The 21,570-nt window shown below is 36.6% G+C and carries 31 protein-coding genes; 17 read left to right on the top strand and 14 right to left on the bottom strand.

Features of this window, described 5'->3' with window-relative positions; translation table 11 throughout:
- Positions 1 to 88 precede the first annotated feature (88 nt).
- The 3 genes from CEF19_RS13505 to CEF19_RS13510 all read right to left on the bottom strand — a co-directional run bounded on the left by CEF19_RS13505 (position 89) and on the right by CEF19_RS13510 (position 1,985).
- Positions 89 to 976: a PucR family transcriptional regulator gene (locus CEF19_RS13505; RefSeq protein ID WP_100406525.1), complete on the bottom strand. Its 888-nt coding sequence runs from the start codon at positions 974 to 976 to the stop codon at positions 89 to 91.
- A gap of 203 nt (positions 977 to 1,179) precedes the next feature.
- Complete coding sequence (locus tag CEF19_RS23530) at positions 1,180 to 1,341, bottom strand: hypothetical protein (protein WP_198510287.1); 162 nt, start codon at positions 1,339 to 1,341, stop codon at positions 1,180 to 1,182.
- Positions 1,342 to 1,520: 179 nt separating this feature from the next.
- Positions 1,521 to 1,985, bottom strand: coding sequence for a hypothetical protein (locus tag CEF19_RS13510; protein WP_100406526.1), 465 nt, complete (start codon positions 1,983 to 1,985; stop codon positions 1,521 to 1,523).
- Between the two features lie 101 nt (positions 1,986 to 2,086).
- Here CEF19_RS13510 and CEF19_RS13515 point away from each other — a divergent pair, with 101 nt between their 5' ends.
- On the top strand, positions 2,087 to 3,229 hold the full coding sequence (locus tag CEF19_RS13515) for a DUF445 domain-containing protein (protein WP_227521988.1): 1,143 nt from the start codon (positions 2,087 to 2,089) through the stop codon (positions 3,227 to 3,229).
- Between the two features lie 87 nt (positions 3,230 to 3,316).
- Entirely contained in the window at positions 3,317 to 3,670 is a 354-nt protein-coding gene (locus tag CEF19_RS13520; RefSeq protein ID WP_100406527.1) for a YlbF/YmcA family competence regulator, read from the top strand.
- A 26-nt stretch (positions 3,671 to 3,696) separates the two neighbouring features.
- Here CEF19_RS13520 and CEF19_RS13525 read toward each other — a convergent pair whose 3' ends face one another.
- Complete coding sequence (locus tag CEF19_RS13525; protein ID WP_100406528.1) at positions 3,697 to 3,885, bottom strand: hypothetical protein; 189 nt, start codon at positions 3,883 to 3,885, stop codon at positions 3,697 to 3,699.
- A 170-nt stretch (positions 3,886 to 4,055) separates the two neighbouring features.
- On the opposite strand from CEF19_RS13525, the gene CEF19_RS13530 reads away from it, so the two are divergent.
- The 8 genes from CEF19_RS13530 (at position 4,056) to CEF19_RS13565 (ending at position 10,556) form a co-directional block, all read left to right on the top strand.
- The gene (locus tag CEF19_RS13530; RefSeq protein ID WP_100406529.1) at positions 4,056 to 4,898 is read left to right on the top strand and encodes a Cof-type HAD-IIB family hydrolase; all 843 of its coding nucleotides are present in this window, start codon (positions 4,056 to 4,058) and stop codon (positions 4,896 to 4,898) included.
- Positions 4,899 to 5,049: 151 nt separating this feature from the next.
- Complete coding sequence (locus tag CEF19_RS13535; protein ID WP_100406530.1) at positions 5,050 to 5,319, top strand: hypothetical protein; 270 nt, start codon at positions 5,050 to 5,052, stop codon at positions 5,317 to 5,319.
- Positions 5,320 to 5,352: 33 nt separating this feature from the next.
- Positions 5,353 to 6,120 carry a membrane protein insertase YidC gene (yidC, locus tag CEF19_RS13540; RefSeq protein WP_100406531.1) on the top strand — a complete coding sequence of 256 codons (768 nt, stop codon included), beginning with the start codon at positions 5,353 to 5,355 and terminating at the stop codon, positions 6,118 to 6,120.
- A gap of 172 nt (positions 6,121 to 6,292) precedes the next feature.
- A complete protein-coding gene (locus tag CEF19_RS13545; protein WP_100406532.1) occupies positions 6,293 to 6,733 on the top strand; it encodes a hypothetical protein in 441 nt (146 codons plus the stop codon).
- Between the two features lie 247 nt (positions 6,734 to 6,980).
- Positions 6,981 to 7,664: a response regulator transcription factor gene (locus CEF19_RS13550; RefSeq protein WP_100406533.1), complete on the top strand. Its 684-nt coding sequence runs from the start codon at positions 6,981 to 6,983 to the stop codon at positions 7,662 to 7,664.
- On the top strand, positions 7,661 to 9,052 hold the full coding sequence (locus tag CEF19_RS13555) for a sensor histidine kinase (RefSeq protein WP_100406534.1): 1,392 nt from the start codon (positions 7,661 to 7,663) through the stop codon (positions 9,050 to 9,052). Before CEF19_RS13550 ends, CEF19_RS13555 begins: the two co-directional genes overlap by 4 nt.
- Before the next feature lie 204 nt (positions 9,053 to 9,256).
- Positions 9,257 to 10,216, top strand: a complete 960-nt coding sequence (gene yhaM / locus CEF19_RS13560; RefSeq protein ID WP_100406535.1) for a 3'-5' exoribonuclease YhaM — start codon at positions 9,257 to 9,259, stop codon at positions 10,214 to 10,216.
- A 55-nt stretch (positions 10,217 to 10,271) separates the two neighbouring features.
- A complete protein-coding gene (locus CEF19_RS13565) occupies positions 10,272 to 10,556 on the top strand; it encodes a sporulation YhaL family protein (RefSeq protein WP_227521989.1) in 285 nt (94 codons plus the stop codon).
- Between the two features lie 34 nt (positions 10,557 to 10,590).
- Here the strand turns inward: CEF19_RS13565 and CEF19_RS13570 are convergent, their stop codons facing one another.
- Together CEF19_RS13570 and CEF19_RS13575 are read right to left on the bottom strand one after the other, a co-directional pair.
- Positions 10,591 to 10,686, bottom strand: coding sequence for a YjcZ family sporulation protein (locus tag CEF19_RS13570; RefSeq protein ID WP_227521990.1), 96 nt, complete (start codon positions 10,684 to 10,686; stop codon positions 10,591 to 10,593).
- A 140-nt stretch (positions 10,687 to 10,826) separates the two neighbouring features.
- Positions 10,827 to 11,747, bottom strand: coding sequence for a peptidylprolyl isomerase (locus CEF19_RS13575; RefSeq protein WP_100406537.1), 921 nt, complete (start codon positions 11,745 to 11,747; stop codon positions 10,827 to 10,829).
- 288 nt (positions 11,748 to 12,035) lie between these two features.
- On the opposite strand from CEF19_RS13575, the gene CEF19_RS13580 reads away from it, so the two are divergent.
- Complete coding sequence (locus CEF19_RS13580; protein ID WP_081939220.1) at positions 12,036 to 12,119, top strand: YjcZ family sporulation protein; 84 nt, start codon at positions 12,036 to 12,038, stop codon at positions 12,117 to 12,119.
- Between the two features lie 43 nt (positions 12,120 to 12,162).
- Positions 12,163 to 12,249, top strand: a complete 87-nt coding sequence (locus CEF19_RS13585) for a YjcZ family sporulation protein (protein ID WP_100406538.1) — start codon at positions 12,163 to 12,165, stop codon at positions 12,247 to 12,249.
- Between the two features lie 218 nt (positions 12,250 to 12,467).
- Here CEF19_RS13585 and CEF19_RS13590 read toward each other — a convergent pair whose 3' ends face one another.
- Positions 12,468 to 12,647 carry a hypothetical protein gene (locus CEF19_RS13590; RefSeq protein ID WP_100406539.1) on the bottom strand — a complete coding sequence of 60 codons (180 nt, stop codon included), beginning with the start codon at positions 12,645 to 12,647 and terminating at the stop codon, positions 12,468 to 12,470.
- A gap of 172 nt (positions 12,648 to 12,819) precedes the next feature.
- On the opposite strand from CEF19_RS13590, the gene CEF19_RS13595 reads away from it, so the two are divergent.
- Positions 12,820 to 13,407, top strand: a complete 588-nt coding sequence (locus tag CEF19_RS13595) for a YpmS family protein (RefSeq protein ID WP_100406540.1) — start codon at positions 12,820 to 12,822, stop codon at positions 13,405 to 13,407.
- Positions 13,408 to 13,443: 36 nt separating this feature from the next.
- Here the strand turns inward: CEF19_RS13595 and CEF19_RS13600 are convergent, their stop codons facing one another.
- The 3 genes from CEF19_RS13600 to CEF19_RS13610 all read right to left on the bottom strand — a co-directional run bounded on the left by CEF19_RS13600 (position 13,444) and on the right by CEF19_RS13610 (position 15,213).
- A complete protein-coding gene (locus tag CEF19_RS13600) occupies positions 13,444 to 13,992 on the bottom strand; it encodes a DUF3267 domain-containing protein (protein ID WP_100406541.1) in 549 nt (182 codons plus the stop codon).
- A gap of 135 nt (positions 13,993 to 14,127) precedes the next feature.
- A complete protein-coding gene (locus CEF19_RS13605) occupies positions 14,128 to 14,712 on the bottom strand; it encodes an HTH-type transcriptional regulator Hpr (protein ID WP_100406542.1) in 585 nt (194 codons plus the stop codon).
- Between the two features lie 147 nt (positions 14,713 to 14,859).
- Entirely contained in the window at positions 14,860 to 15,213 is a 354-nt protein-coding gene (locus tag CEF19_RS13610) for a YtxH domain-containing protein (RefSeq protein ID WP_157800962.1), read from the bottom strand.
- Positions 15,214 to 15,287: 74 nt separating this feature from the next.
- Between CEF19_RS13610 and CEF19_RS13615 the strand changes: the two genes are divergently transcribed.
- Positions 15,288 to 15,494 (top strand): hypothetical protein, encoded by a 207-nt coding sequence (locus CEF19_RS13615; protein WP_100406544.1) that lies wholly within the window; start codon positions 15,288 to 15,290, stop codon positions 15,492 to 15,494.
- A gap of 31 nt (positions 15,495 to 15,525) precedes the next feature.
- Here CEF19_RS13615 and serC read toward each other — a convergent pair whose 3' ends face one another.
- The 3 genes from serC to CEF19_RS13630 all read right to left on the bottom strand — a co-directional run bounded on the left by serC (position 15,526) and on the right by CEF19_RS13630 (position 17,727).
- Positions 15,526 to 16,602 carry a 3-phosphoserine/phosphohydroxythreonine transaminase gene (serC, locus tag CEF19_RS13620; RefSeq protein ID WP_100406545.1) on the bottom strand — a complete coding sequence of 359 codons (1,077 nt, stop codon included), beginning with the start codon at positions 16,600 to 16,602 and terminating at the stop codon, positions 15,526 to 15,528.
- Between the two features lie 142 nt (positions 16,603 to 16,744).
- Positions 16,745 to 17,185, bottom strand: a complete 441-nt coding sequence (locus CEF19_RS13625; protein WP_100406546.1) for an HIT family protein — start codon at positions 17,183 to 17,185, stop codon at positions 16,745 to 16,747.
- 182 nt (positions 17,186 to 17,367) lie between these two features.
- A complete protein-coding gene (locus CEF19_RS13630; protein WP_100406547.1) occupies positions 17,368 to 17,727 on the bottom strand; it encodes a DUF4870 domain-containing protein in 360 nt (119 codons plus the stop codon).
- A 154-nt stretch (positions 17,728 to 17,881) separates the two neighbouring features.
- Between CEF19_RS13630 and CEF19_RS13635 the strand changes: the two genes are divergently transcribed.
- From CEF19_RS13635 to CEF19_RS13645, 3 genes are read left to right on the top strand one after another with little or no spacing between them, the layout of a single operon-like run.
- A complete protein-coding gene (locus CEF19_RS13635; protein WP_100406548.1) occupies positions 17,882 to 18,625 on the top strand; it encodes an ABC transporter ATP-binding protein in 744 nt (247 codons plus the stop codon).
- Entirely contained in the window at positions 18,622 to 19,842 is a 1,221-nt protein-coding gene (locus CEF19_RS13640) for an ABC transporter permease (RefSeq protein WP_100406549.1), read from the top strand. Before CEF19_RS13635 ends, CEF19_RS13640 begins: the two co-directional genes overlap by 4 nt.
- A gap of 54 nt (positions 19,843 to 19,896) precedes the next feature.
- Positions 19,897 to 20,631 carry an EcsC family protein gene (locus CEF19_RS13645; protein ID WP_100406550.1) on the top strand — a complete coding sequence of 245 codons (735 nt, stop codon included), beginning with the start codon at positions 19,897 to 19,899 and terminating at the stop codon, positions 20,629 to 20,631.
- Between the two features lie 72 nt (positions 20,632 to 20,703).
- Here CEF19_RS13645 and CEF19_RS13650 read toward each other — a convergent pair whose 3' ends face one another.
- On the bottom strand, positions 20,704 to 21,420 hold the full coding sequence (locus CEF19_RS13650) for a cytochrome c biogenesis CcdA family protein (protein WP_100406551.1): 717 nt from the start codon (positions 21,418 to 21,420) through the stop codon (positions 20,704 to 20,706).
- Positions 21,421 to 21,570 lie beyond the last annotated feature (150 nt).

Raw genomic sequence — 21,570 nt, forward strand, 5'->3', positions numbered from 1 at the left:
AAATTGTAACCCTTTTCATTCTATCAATCTATGGGTAGCCTGCACAAAACTCTAGGCGACTTTTTGTGCAAGCTGTCGGAAGGGGCTATCATCCACGTTCATTTAATAGAAGAAGAAAATGCATGAGGGCAGCTTGAGGAAACTGTTTAATATCAATATTCGTTCGTTCAACAAACTTATCAATACGGTATTGGAGACTATTTCGATGCATAAAAAGAGACTTTGCAGCTGCAGAAGCATTTAAGTTATGTTGAAAATAAACACTAACTGTTTTCAAGAGTTCATGATCTTCAGCAAGATCTTTCGATAAAATATGTTCTAAAATGTAATGTTTTTTTTTCGTTTCGAGCGTACTTAATATGTAATAGACTATTGCTTCATGCTCTAGAAACACTTGTTTATTTGGATTTGCTTTGAGCACTGCACGGAAGCAATCATTCTCCCAAGAAAATTGCTCACGACTGAATGCTGTTTTAACAGTCGATCCAATTAATAGAGTTAAGTCAACGTAAAAGTCAGAAGCGATCGCTTCTACAAAGCCAAGATAATCAGGCGTCTCAGCATGAACTTGTTCTTCAGTCACAATAATACCATGCAGTTTATCTAACCAAAGTAAAGTAGTTTCGTTGAGTGCTACGTTTGTCCATACTTCTTGGAATGAGTCATAATCTTCAATTTCTCGATCCAAATGAAAATGAATAAAGCGGATAAGGTCTGTTTGGGGTATTGTTGATTCTTCATCAAACAACCACTTCATCCAAAGTTTTTCTGATTTTGACTGTGGTTGAGGTACATGTTGATAATCATCAAGTAACATTGATAAAAGTGTGCGTTCTTTTACAGTTATCTTGTCTTTCCAAAACCCAATTGGTTGTTTTTTATCATCTTGAAGCCAAAGGATATCTGGATGTGGGTGCGGAGGATGATTTGTTACTAACGCATCGGAAAAATGTTGTTTTAACGTTTGTTGTATCATAAGCTTGCACTCCTTCTTCACTTTCCACTCTTTCTTAGAATTATAGCAGAAATAGAACCACCTCTCGACAAAAGCAAGAGAAGGTTCTATTTTTTGTAGGTTAAAAAGTACATTACTTTGTAATAATTAATCTGTAGCAAGAATGATTTCGGGTGAGGCTGTTGGATAGCAATGAAGGTAAAGGTATAATTCAGCTTCTATTATTACTTATTGGGTGGTGTTTCCTTTTCAAAAGGACGTGCTTCTTCAATTTTGCCTGCCTGTGTTCCATTAACCGTTCCACGGCCAAGGCCCTCACTAATCATTCGGTCAACATCAACGAAATAATCTTCACGTCCCTCATATTGTTCATCTTTTTTTGTCATGAAGGTCCCTCCTATTTTTTAATCGTTGTGCAAAGGCTTCGTCGCTGCTCATAGAAAGATTTTAGGGGTACTCCTACCAATTGCTACGACTTCCCTGTTGCTTCGTGTCCATTTAAACGGACAATTTAACTGTTTCTTAGTGTAACACTCTAGGCATAAACTTATTCATAAATATAGGTCTAGGCTTCTTGAGTAATGTCGTCTGAGTGCCAGTGACCTCCTCCAAACCATAGGTAAATCTGGTCATCTTGAGTTTTAGTATATGAAAAGCAAACGAGGTGGGCTTGTAAGGCCATTTTTATTGTTTCCTTATCGTTATAGCTTATTTTTTGATAGCAAACTCCAAGTTCATCAATTAGAGAAGCAAATAAAGTTGTTTTTAAGTGGGTATTTTTGAATCGAGGGGATAATAGAACAGAGGAAAATGTTGTCCCATAGTTAATGACTGCTGCGAATGCAATAATTTTTCCTTCCCAAAAGGTCAGTTTAATACATGTTCCAGGCTCATGTAAGTGATGTTTCTTCATCTTGAATAACTTTTTGTATACATATTGACTAGCTGACTTATCATAGCGTTTGACAAAATTTAGGATGGGTCGACGATATTTTTCCCAATTTTCGTATGAAATCGTAACAATTTTCATAATGAAACCTCCTTTTTCGTTTCTTCAACTAGCTATGAAAATGTATTCTATCGTATACTATGTGTTAAATGCCTAATAGGTGAATGACAAGAGAGGTGAAAATGGTGAACAATGTTTTGTTTATTGGTTTCATGGTCGCAATTGGATCCGCGATTGGTGGCATGACCAATTCTTTAGCAATAAAAATGCTCTTTCGTCCTTATAAAGAAATGAAAATTGGTAATTGGAGAGTTCCTTTTACACCTGGCTTAATTCCAAAACGACATGATGAGTTATCAAAACAGCTTGGTCGTATGGTAGTCCAATATCTATTAACAGCCGAAGGACTTGAAAAGAAAATGAAGAGTTCAGGTTTTGTGGAAGGACTAACGAATTGGCTCCAAGCAGAAGTTAAGACGATGCTTCATAGTGAGAAGAGCGTTGCAGATTTTATGAAAGAGAAGTTATCTATTCCTGAACCTAAAAAAGAGTTACTGAGTAAAACTGAAAACATAATTAATACAGGAATTGATCGCTTCTTTGAGTACAATCGTGAACAAACTATAGCGACAACCTTACCCACAGCATTTCAGTCACAAATTGAACAGACTATTCCCAAACTGACTGAGTTTATTTTGCAGCGGGGACAAGCCTTTATAGCAGGTCCAGAAGGTAAACGTCAGCTTAGTCAAATGATTGATCGTTTTTTTATTGATAAAGGGGCACTAGTGCAGATGATTTCGATGTTCCTAGGTAATGAACGCCTTGTAGATAAGGTTCAACCAGAATTGCAAAAGTTTTTGAGAGATAAGGGAACAAAAGTTATATTAGAACAAATGTTAACCACTGAGTGGAAGAAGCTAAAAGAAAAGCAAGTAGCGGATTTCGAAAAGCATGTGAATAAAGAAGAATTGGTTGCGGGTTTTGTACAAATTATTGATAAACATCTTCCACCTTTTCAATGGTTAGAGCAATCTTTGAAAGAATGGACACCGGATTTTGAAGAAATGATTATTGAAAAGTGGGTACCAACAGGTGTGCAGTTAGTGAGTGATTTGTTATTACTTCATTTAGAATCTTTATTGCAACGTCTGCACCTTGAAGAAATTGTTCGTGATCAAGTTCAAGCGTTTTCTGTTGAAAGACTAGAGGAGCTGGTCTTATCAATATCGAAAAAAGAATTTAAAATGATTACATATCTAGGTGCTGTTCTTGGTGGAGTGATTGGATTGATTCAGGGGTTTATAGTGCTTCTGATAGGGTAAGGATGACTATGACGATGTGTATGAGATGAATTGTTGGCAAAGACGTGTTATAGTCGAAAAGACTATGTTTTAAGGAGAGGGTTTAAAATGGCAAATGTATATGATAAGGCACATGAATTAAAGGCAGCAATAGGAGAAAGTAATGAATTTTCAGATCTGAAATCGTTGCATGAGCAAATTGAAGCTGATGAAATTGCAAAGAAAATGTTGGACAACTTCCGTCAGCTTCAACTTGAATTACAACAAAAGCAAATGCAAGGACAACAAATTACAGAAGAAGAAGCAACAAAAGCACAACAACAATTTGAATTGGTTCAACAACATGAGCTTGTTTCAAAGTTAATGGAAGCTGAACAGCGTCTAAGTGTCATCATAGGTGATATTAACAAAATTATTACAGAACCGCTTGAAGAGATTTATGGACAATCAGATAGTGAATAACAAAAAAGTAAAGAACCGCTAAGAAATTAGCGGTTCTTTACTTTTTTAGCAACTAAGGTTCCTAGGTGAAGGATAAACCCTGCAAATAAGCCAAGTGATATGCTACCACCTGCAGCTAAACTTGTAATTTTAACAGAGTGGTCTGTTAATTGAGAAAGGGTTAATAATAGAAAGAATAAAGAAGGTAAGAGGTAAAAATTAATGAATGTTTTCATGTTTATCTCCTTGAACGTATGAACGTTTATGCTCAGTATAATCGTTCCCCAATAATTCGTCTATTTAGCAGCGTGTTCTAATTAAGAACAGATTCACATAGCCTTTATATAACAGGCTGCTTTTGAACAGAAGCCGTGGCTGACAACGAGAAGAGGGGGATGTATGTATAGTGACTTATCGATTATTAGCCCTAAACATTGATGGAACCATTTTACGATCGAATTCGCGTATTACTAGACAGACGAAAGATGCAATCGAGTATGTGAAAAGCAAAGGAGTCTATGTAACACTGGCAACAGCAAGGCCATTTCCTTCCGCAAAAAAAATTGCAAAATCTTTAAAGATAGAGGGTGTGTTAGTTACAAGTGACGGCGCATTTGTGGCAGAAACAATCCAAGATCCTTTATTAAATCGTCAAATACATGAAGAAACGGCTTTACAGGTTGTTGAAGTTCTTGAACAGTATGATTGTCATATTCGATTACTAAATAACAAATTTTCTATTGGAAATAAGGTTAGACAAATTAATCATCTCATTGCAAAGATGACGATTAATGTTGGCGAACCGTTCTTTTATCCAATTACATTTGTTGATTCGGTTTATGATTATTTATTAAATGAACCAATGTCTCCACAAAAGCTACAAGTACAATTTTTAGACATAAAGGAACAGCAAACTGCCCGTTCTGAAATAGAAGAGTTGGTGAATGGGATAAGAATATTTGAATCCTCCTCGGGTCGTTTGGAAATTGTTTCAACAGGCGTCTCAAAAGTAAGAGGTCTTCAGGCAGTCGGACAACATTTAGGGATTTCATTAGACGAGATGGTTGCGATTGGATCGTACAAAAACGATATCGAGATGATTTCACAAGCTGGTTTAGGAGTGGCAATGGGTAATTCATCTGCTGAAGTGAAAGAAGCAGCTGATTGGGTAACTCGATCAAACAATCAACATGGGGTTTCCTATATGGTTCGTGAGGTATTTAGAAAGCAGCTTCGCGTTCAACACTAACAGTCTCAAATGAGGCTGTTTTTTTCTGGTAGTAGAATCTATTTTTGATTAGAAGGAACACCAGCTAGTCCTTCAACCAATTAAATCCGTTTTATTTCAAGAAGTGGGTGTGATATGATGAAGTAAATATAGAGAAGGGGGGTCGAAACGGATGTTGGAAGTGATTACAGACATGACTATGCTTTGGTTTAGTGTTGTCATAACAGTGCTTCTCATAGCTGCTTTTGCAAGGTCAAGTCTGTCTGGATTTGAATGGAAGATTAGAACGATTAGAAAAAACCACTTTAACCAGTTCGATGTACAAAAATGTTTGGAAACAACGCATACTCGTCCTTCATCAGTTGTTTATCGACCAAAAATCCCAGCGATTTCTGATAAAGTTAATCCCGATGATGAAGAGGAACAACCTCTAGTTGTTTAACTTAGCAAAACCAACCAACTAGGAGGAAGTTAAATGAAAAGAACATACTGGTTCATTGTCGTACTATTTTTATGTATAGTTTTTCTGTCAGGATGTGGAGTTAATCAACAACCTATTACTGCTGAAACTCAAGGGATTTGGAATCACTTTTTTGTGTATCCAATGTCTTGGTTACTAATATTTTTTGCTGGACTTTTTAATGGGAGTTTCGGTTTGTCGATTGTTATCGTAACGGTTCTTATTCGTTTTGTATTGCTACCTTTAATGTTGAAGCAACAAAAAAGTTCTCGTTCAATGCAGGCACTCAAACCGCAAATGGAGGAACTGCAGAATAAGTACAAAACCGAAGAAAAGAAGAAGGACCCAAAAAACGTTCAAAACATGCAGAAAGAGCTTATGGCGCTATATCAGGAAAATGGTGTCAACCCTATGGCAGGTTGCTTACCTATTTTTGTTCAAATGCCGGTTATGATGGCGTTTTACTTCGCGATTATGAGAACAGAAGAAATTGCACTCCACTCATTCCTATGGGTTGATTTGGGCAATCCAGATCCGATGTTTATTCTGCCGCTCATAGCAGGATTAACGACATTCTTACAAGTAAGAATGACGGCATTTCAGCTTCAAGGACAAATGAAAATCATTATGTATATTATGCCAATTATGATTATCGTAGCTGGAGTTACCTTACCTTCTGCCTTATCATTGTACTGGGTAGTAGGAAATGTTTTTATGATCATCCAGACGTATTTTACAGTAGTTCGTAGTATTCCGAGTAATGTAACTGACATCTCAAAATAGTAACAAAAAGGGGATTTAAGGAAGGTCACTGAAAAAGGTACAATTTTCACTTTTTTCAAGGGCCTTTATTTAATGTTAGTTAGGTAGGACTATAATCTCCTTTTTAATCTCCGCATTCACCTATCCACACCTTCCTGCATAGGCTACGTAGGTAAAGGAGGAGGGTGACACCATGAATCAATATCAACAAATGAAATCACTTTGTCAGCAATACTTAAACCAACCTGTTAATATGCAAGTGCATGGGCAACACTTATATAATGGAGTTGTTGAATACGTTGACGATGAAAACGTCTATGTAATGGTACCAATTGATGATCAGGGTCAACACATGGATTTAAAAGAATTAATAGCTACACCTGGAGCATTTGATACGACTGAGTCTGAGCATATACCTGGAGAATTCTCTGAGCAGCAGATGCGTGGGAACGAAGATGCGAGGTTCTTTCCTGGGGGCTATGGAGGCTACGGTTATCCAGGTTACGGTTTTTATCCGGGCTATGGCTATCCAGGCTACGGACCATTTTATCCTTATCCCAGACCGAGATTTAGAGGTTGGGGAAGAGTAATTTTACCACTAGCTGCTCTAACCGCTATCGCAGCATTATATTGATGAATTAGTAGAGGTTGTCGATAAGGCAACCTCCACTTGTAAGATTATTAACGGTTTTAAGAGAAGTTTGTTCCCCGGGAAATAATTAAGTCGAAAAAGGTAGGTTATTTGTTAAGGACAAGCATTATAATGTAACAATTAGATGACCATTTTGAAAGTTATGTTTCATTTAGAGTAATTGGTGGAAAACCTAATAAAATAAGTGTATTTTAAATAGTAAGAAGTAGAAGATGCAGGAGGGCATAAGATGAGTGAGTATCTCGTTTATCTAGTAGAAGATGAAAAGAACCTTTCGGAGGTTTTAAAAGCGTACCTTGAAAAAGAGGGTTGGGTTGTCAGGGTATTCCATGATGGGGATGAAGCGAAAGAAGTAATTGAAGAAAAACCCCATTTATGGATTTTAGATATTATGCTTCCTGGTACCGATGGTTATCAATTATTAAAAGCGATAAAAGAAAATGAAGATACCCCAGTTATTTTCATCTCAGCTAGAGATCAAGATTTAGATCGGGTGCTCGGACTTGAAATGGGAAGCGATGATTATTTAGCAAAGCCATTTCTACCCCAAGAACTAATAATCCGTGCAAAAAAACTTTTAAATCGTATTTATGGGACAAGTAACCAAGAACAGAAAAAAATTGAATTAAATAGTTACATTATCGATCCAATAGGACGAACGGTCATTGATTCTGAGTTAGATGATAAAGATGGTATTGATTTGACGACAAAGGAAATGGATTTAATTTTACTGCTAACAGCGGAAGTCGGAAAAGCCCTATCACGAGAAAAAATTATAGAGCATGTTTGGGGTGAAAACTACTTTGGATCTGAACGAGCAGTGGACGATGTCGTTAGACGAGTAAGAAAAAAAATGCCAAGAATTCACTTGGAAACATTGTACGGCTATGGGTATAGGGTTTTATCTTCATGATTAAAGTAAATTTAACGCAAAGGATTTGGCTTGCGTTTATTTCATTAATTGTTCTAGTTGGATTGTCTATGATAATTATTTATCCTATTTCGATTAAAGGGACATTGACAGAAGAAACCTATCGAATTATCGAGCTTGAACAGACGAGGTTAGCATATCCACTTCTTGATTTAATAAACCCACCAAGAAATGAATTGGATTTTATTGAACGGCGAGAAGCAGAACGGTCTGTTGGACACTTTTTTATATATGCGACATTAGGACAAACACCGGAAGGATCTGCCCTGCCACCGGTAGAAGTGTTGCAAGAAATGGCTCAAAATGCGTATCGCCAAGAAATGGATCGAGGGCGTTATGAAATTCAATATCGGGGGGCAACTGTATTTTATGTAATTACAAAAGCACAAATTTCTGGTTCCTCAGCGTTTCATATATCATACATGTGGGATACATATCGTGACCAAATGGTTAATCGTCTTTGGGAACGTCTCATGTATTTGTTGTTATTAACTAGTGGGCTTAGCTTATTGCCTGCAATTTGGTTGAAACATTACTTGAGACAGCCGTTGATTGTTTTAGGAAATCATCTAGATCAAATAGCCAATCGAGATTGGAAAGAACCATTGAAATGGCAGGGGGATGAGGATTTCCAACGGTTATCAGACCAATTTGAGAAGATGCGGCAAAATTTACATAGTTATGACCGTGCGCAAAAAACATTTATTCAACATGCCTCACATGAACTAAAAACACCAATAATGGTCATAAAAAGCTATGCTCAATCTGTAAAAGATGGCATTCTTCCAAAGGGAAATATTGAACAAACGATGGATGTTATTGTAGAAGAAGCAAATCGAATGGAACGTCGAGTCATTGATATGATTTATTATACAAAGCTCGATTCTCTTAAAGAAGAGAGTCCTAAGCATGATGAGGTTATTTTTGGGTCGATTGCGTTTCAAATTGAAGAACGATTCCGTGTACAACGGGAGGATGTGAAGATTGTCATCCTTGGTGCTGAGGTCCGTATGCAAGCTGATCATGAACAACTTGAAGTATTGTTAGAGAACCTTGTTGAGAATGCGCTTCGTTATGCAGAGAGTACGATTTGGGTTCAGGCTACTACCTATGAGGATAAAGTAGAAGTCACCGTAGAAAATAACGGTGAGCACATTCCGGAATACGACCTTCCACAACTTTTTAATCCTTTTTATAAAGGGAACAAAGGTAAGTTTGGCCTAGGATTAGCGATAGTGAAACGAATTGCTGAACTTCACCAAGCATGTCCCAAAGTTGAAAATACTGAAAAAGGAGTTAAATTCACCATTATATTCCCCATTATTCCCACGCAAACTACTAAAGGAAAAAAAAGAGAGAAGAAACAATGAGTCCACTTAAAAAGGTAAAAAATCAACCCTTAAAAGACACTTAAAAGCTGCAATTTTCCGGTGCGTTGCGGCCAACTATGAGAAACCCACTCATAGTTGGCTTTAAAGAAAGCAAGGAGTACTTCTCTTTCTCCTTGACTATTTACCTATTAAAATTATGCTATAATTAAAGAATGAGGCTATTTTGTAAAATGGGGTGTGAAAATGAGTAAGGGTATTCGATACCATCAGGTTGGTGACGCGGTGCAAAGTTATTTTCTAGTGAAAACATCAACTAAAGCAATAGCTAGTAATGGAAAGCCTTTTTTAACGCTTGTTTTGGGTGATCAAACTGGAGAAATTGAAGCCAAATTATGGGGGTGTTCTCCCGAAGATGAGGCAGCTTTTGTAAGCAAAGAAATCGTTTTTATTCAAGGAGACTTTATTGAATATCGTGGTCGAAATCAATTAAAGATTGGTAGCATTCGACCAACAACTGCTATGGATAATGTTAGGGTTGCTGACTTTGTACGTTCGGCTCCACTTTCACCAGAAGACATGCTTGATCAGGTCACTCAGTTTATTTTTGAGATGAACAATCCTAATATACAAAGGATTACTAGACATCTCATTAAAAAGCATCAGCAAGCATTTCTAGAATCACCAGCTGCTACCAAAAATCATCATGAGTTTGTTTCTGGATTAGCATATCATGTTGTATCAATGTTGAACATTGCAAAAAGTTTAGCTACTCTTTACCCATCTTTGGATGCTGATTTGCTGTATGCAGGTGTCATTCTCCATGATTTAGGTAAAGTAAGAGAGCTTTCAGGTCCGATTGATACAGCCTATACACTTGAAGGTAAACTACTTGGACATATTTCAATTATGGTTAATGAAATTGCTGAAGCGGCTAAAGAATTAGGTATTGACGAAGAAGAAGTATTGATATTGCAACATTTAGTACTGAGTCATCATAGTAAAGGAGAATGGGGAAGCCCAAAGGCTCCTGTGGTCAGGGAAGCAGAAGTACTACATATGATTGATAATATTGATGCAAAAATCAATATGATGGATAGAGCATTAGATCGTGTTCAACCTGGAGAATTTTCAGAACGGGTAATGGCTTTGGAGAATAGGAGTTTCTATAAACCAACGTTTCATGAGGCCCCACTGGATATATAAAGTTCTAATCTTAACTGCTTGTACATATAGTCTAGTAAGAAGCGGTTAAGGAGGAATGAAATTGAATAATCAAAAGACGAATAAACGATTTGCACTGGTTCTATTGCTGGTTATTGCTGCTGTTTTCCTAATGACCCAAACTCCACTAGGTGTAATTCTTTTTGGGAGTCCTTGGTGGGTTTATCTTGTACTCATGGGGATTGTAGGAAGTGGATATCTATGTTATAAATATTCGCGAGAAGAGAGAGAACTTGAGGAAAAATGGATAGAAAAAGAAGGGCATGTTTTCATGGAAAGACTTATGGAAGAGAAAGAAAAAAGGGCAAGTCAAAAAACCTAAGTACACTTAGGTTTTTTGACTATGAATTGAAATGTTAACAGTAAGCAGAACCTACGATAATGAGTAATATGAAAAGTACGACGATTAATATGAAATTATTTAGTGGTGTACTCGGTACAGGTTCTAACATGTAAATCATCCTTTCATACTTAAGTTAAATCCTCTTACTTACGTTATGCAATTGTCTAGATGTTGCGATAAGTATTTGCTGATTATTATAGAAACAAAGAAACGGAAAAGGTCTAAGCCTTTTCCGTTTCTTTTGTAATATTATTGTTCAATAGGTAATGTAGCGTCAGGACTGTCAAGAATTGATTCGAAACGTGAGTCTTTGAACTCGATATCAGCATTCTCAATCAATTCATTAAGCACGGTCTCTTGTGTCTTCTTCTTTTCTTGAATTAACGTTTCTTCAATTTCTGCTTCTACATCTTCATATGTTTGCACGCGTGTGTCTGTTACTTTAATAATATGGTAGCCATACGATGTTTCAACTAGATCACTTACTTTCCCAACTTCAAGTGAGAAGGCTACTTCCTCAAACTCAGGAAGCATTTTCCCTTTACCGAAAAATCCTAGGCTTCCACCATTCATTGCTGAACCAGGATCGGTTGAGTGTTCCTCAGCAAGTTTTGCAAAATCTTCACCTGCATTTATTTGTTCAAGAATATCACGTGCAGTTTCCTCATCTTCAACTAAAATGTGACTTGCTTCAACCTGCGTACTATAAACCTCTTCATTTTCTTTAAAATGAGCTTGTTTATCTTCCTCTGTTACTTCAATACCTTGCATAGTAAGCTTTTCAATAATCATTGGAGGGATAATATACTCGTTTGCAAATTGTTCAATAGAGTCAACCTGAATATTATACTCGGTTTCCAATATATTAAGAAGCTCCTCGTCAGTTTCCAGACTAAACTGAGTTCGTAATGCCTCAAGCTCTTTGTCAATTTCTTCTTGAGGTAATTCAACAGATTCTTTAGCTTCCAATACTAATTGGCGCTGAATAAGCTCTTTTAACGTGGGCTCCCCGTAGCGTTCTTTCAGTAGTTCGACAAACTCTGATTCTGTGATTTCCGTGCCATCGATAACTACAACTGGAGAATTATCGGAAGCGGTTTCTTCATTGTTACAGGCTGATAGGGCAAGTACACAAGCAAGACCTACAGCAATAAACGAACGTTTTTTCATGACGAACACTCCTTAATCTTAGCTTAATATATGTGTGAAAAAAATCATCCTGCTGATTTGTAAAAGTAACAATTGTATAACTTGTCTTAAATCAGACAAGTGACTGAATTACTATCCATCAGAGCAAACCAAAAACTTTTCACAAAGTTTACTATACCATAAATGACATTTGAAGAGAAAGCTTTTCAAACATTAGCAAATAAAAATTCTGAAATTAGTGAAAATGCCCAGTACGAAGAATGTCGTATTGCATAGGATACATTAACAAAGTACAGAGGAGGTGTTATTATGTCTCACGCATACCAAGGTGGATTTGCGTTAATTGTTGTGTTGTTCATCTTATTAGTAATTGTAGGTGCAGCTTGGTTGTAAAACCGCACAAACATCTCTGACTAAAAAAAGGAGGCTTTTATTAATGAGTCACGCATACGGAAGCAGCTTCGCGTTAATTGTTGTGTTGTTTATTCTATTAGTAATCATTGGTGCATCTTGGATGTACTAAAATTAACAAAAAAAAGAGTGAGGCATGATATGCTTCACTCTTTTTTGAAAATAAGAAAGTGCTTTTTAGTGAGTCAAAGAAGAGCAGTGGCTCACACACTGCACGCCTCTACACGAAGAGCACTTGTAGAGGACGTAAAGTCTGACAGTGTTCTCCCCATTGCTTATAAGAAAAGTCTGCTACGCAGCTTCTTATAGTAGTGAGAGAAAATCATTGTATTATGTAAAGAGAATTTTTACATAAGTTGACGTTAATAAAATCGTCATTAAGATATTAATTGTCCGAAAGAGCTTAGGCTGTTTTTCAGACGGGATTTCTCGGCGATCACAAAGTGCATCTGTCATGGAATTAATGACGAATAAAATAAAAACAGCAAATAATACAATAAAGAAGACCATCTAATTGCCTCCAGTCTTACGATGTCTTACTCTAAACTTTATCAAAAGTTATCACAAAAAGATAGAAAAATGCATGATTTTCTAAAGGAATTATAACTAATAACTGTCAATCATTTGTTTTCTACTAAGGGAAGATTTACAATTAAAGAAGAATGACAATGGAGTGAACATAATGAATAGACAAATATTCACTTGGAAAAATGGCTTTTTCTTTTTAGTCAGTCTTTGTATACTTATCTTAATATGCTTATTTATTTTCGTTCAACGTTACTTACCTGAAGTTAACTCAAACCATTGGATTGATAATCAAGTTGTAGGGGAGAAGGAGTCAACATTCACGATTCATACAGACAGAAAACGATTAAATTACTTTATAAAACAGCAAATTGAAGAGCAAAATAGTGAGTTTCGTTATATGGTTGAATTACAAGAAGATTATGTTCATTTTAGAACTATGTTTACAATACTTAGACGAGATGTGCCTGTCACAATTAACTTTCATCCAGAAGTTTCTGCACAAGGAGATTTACTTCTACATGTACGGATGTTTTCAATAGGGGGACTGTCGTTGCCAGCAGACAGAGTGATGCAGTTAGTAAAAGAATTCGTCGACGCGCCTTCTTGGATAGAAATCTATCCAAAAGAAAAAATGGTTTTTGTAAAGGTTACTCAATTGAGAATCGATGAGAGAATCTCATTTCATTTTTCCTCATTTGATTTAAGGAGAGATAAGATTGAGCTAGATATGACGATCCATTAGATAAAGGCTGCCAGTTTCAGTCTGGACAGCCTTTTCTTAATGAATTATTTGTTGTTTAACTAAAATATGAACGCCTTCTGAGTAATCTTCAACAAAGCATTGCTTTGGTGCCTTTAGCACGTAGGAGACATAGATGAAATCATAAAAGCAAAGGCCGAAGTTAATTGAAGCTAAAACAGAAAACAAAGGTAAGTAAGAAGGGTAAACAATAGACGCTATTCCGGATGCTAGTGTTAAGACAAAGACGGGCATTAATAAGGAAATGAGATAAACTTTTTTTGAGATCGGTGTACATAATTTCAAAGTCATAATAGGAAACCCTAAAACCCATCTCCATGAGATAATGGACTTTTTTCGGCAAATCCAAATTGGTAGGCAATGTAATAATTTATGAAACACGATAACGGCAATCAGCCCTATAATAAATAAACCAAAGTCTAATTGTACTGTATGGTCTGATTGTATAAATGAACTAATTAGTAAATAATAAAGTAAAAAAGAAACGAGCATGTTACAAGCGGAAAACATGATTAGGCGCAACGTCCCATAATCACGAGCAATATTAATTGTTTTCCAGCAATTCATTGTTGCACCTCCTCAATCTACTTGAATAATCTACTCCCTTTTCTTATATAAATCAATAGGTATTTAAATAGTCGAATGATTCAAAAAAAACAATGTTCTCCAAAATAAAAAAAACCTAGCAGCGCTAGGCTTTATTTATTTAGAAGGTGTGTCGAGAGCTACTGCTTGTTTTAGTTGAATTCGACCATCAAGTTCAATGAAATCTTCATCAAACTTTAATAAGGATTGCTCAAAGATATCAATAAAGTCAGGGCCATAAATATGTCGTAAGATGCTAATGATTTCTGAGAATTCAGGGAATTTTCCATACAAGTCTTTAATAGGTAAGGCCCCCCCATGCACGCTGTGTGTCATAGGTTCATACGTTTCTAGTGTTTTTAATAATAGTTCTTGCCCTTCTAAAGTTAAGCAAACATACGTGTTCCGTTTATCTTCCTCTTTCTTTGAGAACGTGAGATATCCTCGATCCTCAAGTTTCTTTGAGAAATTAAAGGCTGTTGAAACATGCATAACTCCAAATTTAGCAATATCTGAAATAGAAGCCCCGTCTAAATGATAAGCAATCCATAGAATGTGGTGTTCATTAATATTTAAATCAAAAGGTTTTATCCATGTTTGCCAATCCTTTTCGACGGTTTTCCACAGAGCTTTACTTAACTGTGCGACCTTATGACTGAAAATAACCGATTGTTTTAAAGAATAAGGTGCGTCTTGGTTCATTGTTCTCCTCCTAGTGGAAAGAATTAGTAGCAAAAGTATACCTCGATATCAATTCTTCTTATATTATGACAATAAATTTCAAAAAAAGGAAGAAAAAAATAAATTTTAAAACTTTTTGAATAATTTCATCAGAAAAAAACCAACCAGCTAGTTGCTGGTTAGCTTCTTAACATTTTCAAGATTTTTTCTTAGCCCATCAATATCTTGTTTAAGTAGCTGGATGGATGGTTCAATATCTTTTTTCCAATCATTAATAGAATCCTTCATTTCGAGACTAATGAATTTTGCACTGTCTAAGCTTACTTTTGCGGTCTCTTTCACCTGTTGCTTCAATTCAATACTATTATTTGAAATCTGTCCTACCGAGTCACTCATCGATTTTAATGTGTTTTTACACCTGATTTGCACTTCTTTTCCTGACTTCGGTGTTGTTAATAGTGTTGCAATACTTGCAAGTGTTGTCCCTACAGTAATACCTAAGAGAATAGATTTTGAGTTCATTGCAAAACCACCTTTATAAAATATTGTCATGACATGGGTAAATCCTTCATATTGTTATGAAAAGGAGGAGTCACATGGATGCATTGATTCTTTTGCTAATTGCAATTTTCTCACTCACTACTTATGGTTTGGTGTATATTACATTCAGAATGTGCAAAGGGACAGGCAGTGTAGAAAAAAAATATTGGAAACATAAATTTCTTATAATGCTAGTAATTGTGATTATAAGTGGGGTTGGTACTGCATATTTAACTATAGGGATTGGTTGTTTTACAGAATAGGAGTTAAGTGGCTCCTATTCTGTATTAACAATTATTTTTTGAAAGAAATCATATAATCTCTGAGTGCTACACAAGCCTCAAGTGGTACTGCATTATAAATAGAAGCGCGGCATCCTCCAACGGAGCGATGTCCATTTAGTCCAACAAAACCTAAATCCTTCGCATTAGCTAAAAAACGTTTACTGTCCTCTTCTGTTGGAAGATTGAAGGTTATATTCATCAGAGAGCGACTACCTTTTTCTGCATGGCCCGAGTAAAATCCATTGCTTTCATCAATTGCATCATAGATAATCTTTGCCTTTTCTGCATTTTTTGCTGCGATAGTATTTGTGCCACCTTGTTCCTTTACCCAGTTTAATACATTTCTAAGCATATATATCGCAAATGTAGGGGGGGTGTGGTAGAGAGAATTTGTTTCTGAATGTGTTTTATACTGCAACATTGTTGGAACATGGTCAACGTTGGATTCTAATAAGTCTTTACGAATAATCGCCACAGTTACTCCAGATGGTCCAAGGTTTTTCTGTGCTCCTGCGTAAATCAATCCAAACTTCTCAACGTCAAGAGGACGTGATAAGATATCACTGGACATGTCAGCAATTAACGGGGCATGATTTACTGTTGGGAATGACTGCCACTGTGTTCCGTAAATCGTATTGTTTGAAGTGATATGAACATACGCATCGTTTTCTTGGTATGTTAGTTTATCTAGACTCGGTATGCTTGTATACTTTGTTTCTTTTGTTGATGCCGCGATTGCAGTTTGACCAATTAATTTTCCTTCTTTTATTGCTTTTTCTGACCAAGATCCTGTCAATACATAATTTCCAATTTTACCTTCTTGTAAAAAATTCATCGCAAGCATCGAAAACTGGAGACTTGCTCCGCCTTGCAAGAAAAGAACCTCATAGTTTTCAGGAATGGAAAGTAATTCTTTTAAAAGTTGAATTGCTTCATTATGTACGTCTTCATAGGCTTGACTACGATGACTTAATTCCATTATAGACATTCCGGTATTTTGAAAATTGACTAATTCTTTTTGAGCTCTCTCTAGAACCTCTTTCGGTAAAGCAGAGGGGCCAGCATTAAAATTGTACACACGTTCCATTTCTCCTACACTCCTTTATCTCTTCAATACATATTGAATGTTCAGAATACGATTATCGTATCATAATTCAGGAACAAAAAGATCAGCTATTTCAGTAAATTTCTGTTCCTTGTATAACTAATTAATTTGTTAAAAGAGTGACTTATCGTTCAGTTGGTATAAATGTTGAGATAGCCTCTGCTATTTGGTTTAGGTCATCGCTTGAATATTCGGAGCCATGTTCTTTCCAAACAGCCCCATAGCCATCTCCTTTTCCATAACGTGGAATTAGGTGAGCATGGAAGTGAAAGACCGATTGTCCTGCTGCTTCCCCGTTATTATTAACCAAGTTTAGCCCAATAGGTTTGTATGCTGCTTTTAAACCATTAGCAATTTTTGGGAGTGCGGAGAAGATGTGCCCGGCGATAGTGGGGCTTAATTCAAAAAGGTCAGCTTTATGCTCTTTAGGAATGACAAGGGTATGACCTTTTGTTACTTGGGTAATATCTAAAAAGGCGATAACGTGTTCATCTTCATATACCTTTGATGATGGAATTTCTCCATCTATGATTTTACAAAAGATACAACTGGATTCATGTGACATAAAAACACCCTTTCTCAACTTTTCTTAACTATAAACGAGTGGGGCAAGCGGATGCAAGTCGACAAGGATTATATGGCGACAGAAGGTGTTCAAATTGAATTGGTACTTGAGAAGTATACATGAGGAGCTAGAGTGAAAAGGTCAGTAATAGGAGACCCTACTACTGACCTTTTCACTCTATCCTACTTTAAAACCCGAAAAATAAACGGAATTTTATAATGCTCCCCTTCATAAGCTTTAATTGCTGCAAGGATTGTGAAGACTAAAGCTGCTATACCAATGATTGGAAGAAGAATAAACCCTATCAAGATAATGACTAGAATGCCTGAGATAATACTATATACTGAATAAGAGATGAAGAAATTAATATACTCTTTGCCGTGGAAATCAACAAGTTCTGATTCATCTTTCTTTAGTAACCAAATAATCAATGGTCCAATAATTGCTGTAAAGAAGCTAAGTAAATAGATAAGCATGGCGAACATTCTCTCGTCTTTTTGTTCCAAAAACTCACCCCCTTGTGATTGTTTTTCCTGTATCATGTAAATGTAATTGATATAGATTTTACATGATCCTATTTAATAACACTAGGAAAAAAAGAGTCCGTGTCGAAGCTTAGTAATGTGGTCTTTCTAATATATAAGGATAAGGCTGATTGAATACCTATGTAAATAGTATAGAAAAGGGAGAGCTTTCATGACTGAAATTTTAAAAATAAAAAATGTCACAGGTGGGTACCATCCCCAAAAACCAATATTACATGGCGTGAATTTCACTGTGAATCGAGCTGAAATTGTTGCATTAATTGGATTGAATGGTGCCGGGAAAAGTACGACAATTAAGCATATACTTGGTCTCCTTGATCCACAGAAAGGAGAAATTACGATAAACGGGAAGACCTTTAAAGATGACGCGATTACATATCGTCAATCTTATACATACATCCCTGAAACCCCAATTTTATACGATGAACTAACATTATGGGAGCACTTGGAACTGACGGCACTTGCGTATGGACTTGATCAGCGAGTATTTGAGGAACGGGCTGAAAATCTAATGAAGGAATTTAAAATGCAGAAAATGAAAAAATGGTTCCCTAGTCATTTTTCTAAGGGAATGCGCCAAAAGGTCATGATCATGAGTGCTTTTCTCGTAGAGCCTCCTGTTTATATCGTAGATGAACCAATTGTTGGTCTCGATCCTTTAGGAATACAATCATTTTTAACGTTTATTTCGAACATGAAGGAAAAAGGATCAGCGGTCCTGATGTCTACACATATATTAGCGACTGCGGAGCGCTATTGTGATAGGTTTGTGATTTTGCATCAAGGGCAGGTAGTCTTAATGGGGACGCTTGAGGAAATGAGGAAGACACTTCAATTACCACATGCAACTCTTGATGAGATTTACATTGAGATGACAAAGGAAGATGTTTTATGAAAGAGGGCATGATGCTTTGGAGGGAGCGACTATCAACCTACTGGAATGAGGCAAGTCGTTACCTGAAACTCATTTTCAACAGTGGATTTTTATTTACGGTGTACATCTTATTTATTTTAGGAAGTTATTACTACAGTCAGTTGCTTGAATGGCTTCCAGAAACATTTCCAGCAGTTGGGCTTTTTACAGTCATATTTACTTGGTTATTGACTAGAAGCCGGGTGAGGACGTTTGTGAAGCCTGCAGATATTGTTTTTCTTTTACCACTTGAATCAAGGCTTGATAACTATTTTAGAGCATCACGAATTTACTCTTATGTTCTTCAAAGCTTTGTACTCTTCTTTGTTATGATTATTTTAGGGCCATTATTTTTCTTGAGAATTGGGGAAGATCCAAGTGCCTTTTGGTTTTCAATGTTGGGGTTATTGCTCGTAAAGGCTTGGAATATCTCGGCGAATTGGAGCGAAATGCGATTTTCTAGTCAACAGGAGCTCTCGTTACATTTTGTATTAAGAGGAGTTCTAAATGGGTTTTTTGCTTACTTGCTCTTCTCGGGGGCTCATATTGCCTTGGTTGGGACTCTTCTCGTGATTATGGTGGGCTTGCTGGTGTTGTATTACCAGCCTGTTTCTAATAAACGTTCCCTTAAATGGGATCATCTTATCAATGTAGAACAGCAAATGTTGATGTTTTTCTATCGAATTGCTAATCTGTTTACTGATGTACCACAATTGCGAAAACAAATAAGAGAGCGTAGATATTTGAACTGGGTATTGTCATCGTTATCAGCAAGTCGTCAATCGATTTATCATTATTTGTTTGCTCGTTCGTTTATTAGAGCAAATGATTACTTTGGCATTTATGTTCGCTTAGTTATCGTTTCGGTCATCTTGGTTATGTTTCTACCGAATGGTTGGTTACAATTAATTGTCGGTTTATTATTTTTACATATGGTGATTATGCAACTCTCTACACTTTGGTATCATTACGATACAGTTATATGGGTCGATTTATACCCTGTTAAACCAGAGTCAAAAAAAGACGCGTTAACCTCATTGTCTTTAAGGTTACTTCTCTTAATGACAACGGCTCATGTGATTATGTTACTCATTACTTCCGATGTAATAATTGCTTTGATGGTTCTCGTTTTCGGATCGGTCTTTAGCTACTATGGGAGTACACGACTTCTTCATAAACGGAAAAAAGGTGTCATGTAAGGTCTCTTGCACACATGTAATGATTGAAGAGGCGTTAAATGGAGGGACTATGGGATGGACTCAGATGTAATTGAAGAGCTTGAGCGATGGAAGAGAAAGATGAGGAAGAGACAATCTATGACGGGGCGTTATGCCAAAAGTTTACAGATGAAAATGAACAATTTTGTTCCCGAGAAAATCCATACAGTCGTTTCCACAAGTATAAAAAACATGGTGCAAGCAACATTAATAGGTTCTGAATATACGTCAAAGAAGGAACCACTTACCGGGTTCTCTTTTGAAGAACGTGAGAACCAGGTAGACATTCTTTTAAAACGATACAAGCGCACAGCGGCTATTGAAGGGGCAGGGACAGGAGCAGGAGGTTTATTACTTGGTATGGCCGATTTCCCTCTCTTACTCGGAATTAAAATGAAATTTCTTTTTGATACGGCCTCAATCTATGGGTATGATGTTCGTGATTATCGAGAGCGTTTATTTGTGCTACTCCTGTTCCAACTAGCCTTTTCAAGTGAAGAAAAGCGTAGGAGTTTGCTCGCACGCTTGGAAAAATGGGAGAGTGAACGAAACACGCTTCCTGAAAAAGACGAGTATTTAGAGGACGTAGATTGGAGGAGTTTTCAGATCGAATACCGCGATTACATCGATTTACCAAAAATGCTTCAATTAATTCCTGGATTTGGTGCGATAATTGGGGCGACAGCAAATTATCATTTTCTTGATATATTAGGAAACACAGCAAAGAATGGCTACCGTACCCGTTGGTTAGAAGGTAGGAACTACCATTAAAGGTTTTAGTTTTTGAAAAATTAGCATTAACTTATAAAAAACGCGCAGTCCTAATTAGGATTGCGCGTTTTTTTATAAGTTAAATGGAATAAATCGAGCTAAATACGCTGACAATACGCTGAATTTTCCCGTGAACAATAAGATGCCCAGGGCAACCATTACTCCTCCACTTACTTGTTGTATTTTAGGAAGCCATTTATTTAGTCGGCGCATCTTATCTAATGAACGCGACCATAACAAGGCAACGCCAATAAAAGGAAGACCAAGCCCGAATGAGTAGATTAGTAGCATAAACATACCAGTCCACATCGTTTCGGACTGCCCTGCAAGAATAAGAATCGAAGTTAGAACTAAACCGATACACGGGGACCAACCTGTTCCAAATAAAAATCCTAATAATACAGAATTCACAAAGCTTGCTGTTTTTTTCGGTTTGGCTGGTATCTTTTTTTCTCTAAGCAGCATACGAATTGAGATAACTCCCATCATTTGGAGACCAAAAACTGTAATGAAAATTCCACCTATTTGTTCAAAAAGTTGACGGTTATTCCAAAAAGCTTGACCAATAAAGGTGGATGATGCCCCGAGTAAAAGAAATATGATTGTAAACCCAGAAATGAATCCTATGCTTCTAGACAGGATAATTCTTCTTTGGGCTGCAACCCTATTATTTTCTATCGACGAACCTGTTAGCTGCGCTAAGTAAGCTGGAACAAGTGGAAAGATACACGGTGATAAAAAAGAAACGACGCCAGCTAGGAACGCAAGCCATATAGTGACTTCTGTCAATTTGATTCCCCCCAATGCTTCTATCATAAATTGTATTAAATAGTTTATTTTATTCTAGCATGTTGATTTTATTATAACGAATTGTTACGACAAATAAAGGAATCAATCCAAAAAGTCATCGAAAGGACATAGGTCTTACAGAAATCTCAG

Source organism: Bacillus solitudinis (assembly GCF_002797395.1).
GTDB lineage: Bacteria > Bacillota > Bacilli > Bacillales > Bacillaceae_D > Halalkalibacter_A > Halalkalibacter_A solitudinis.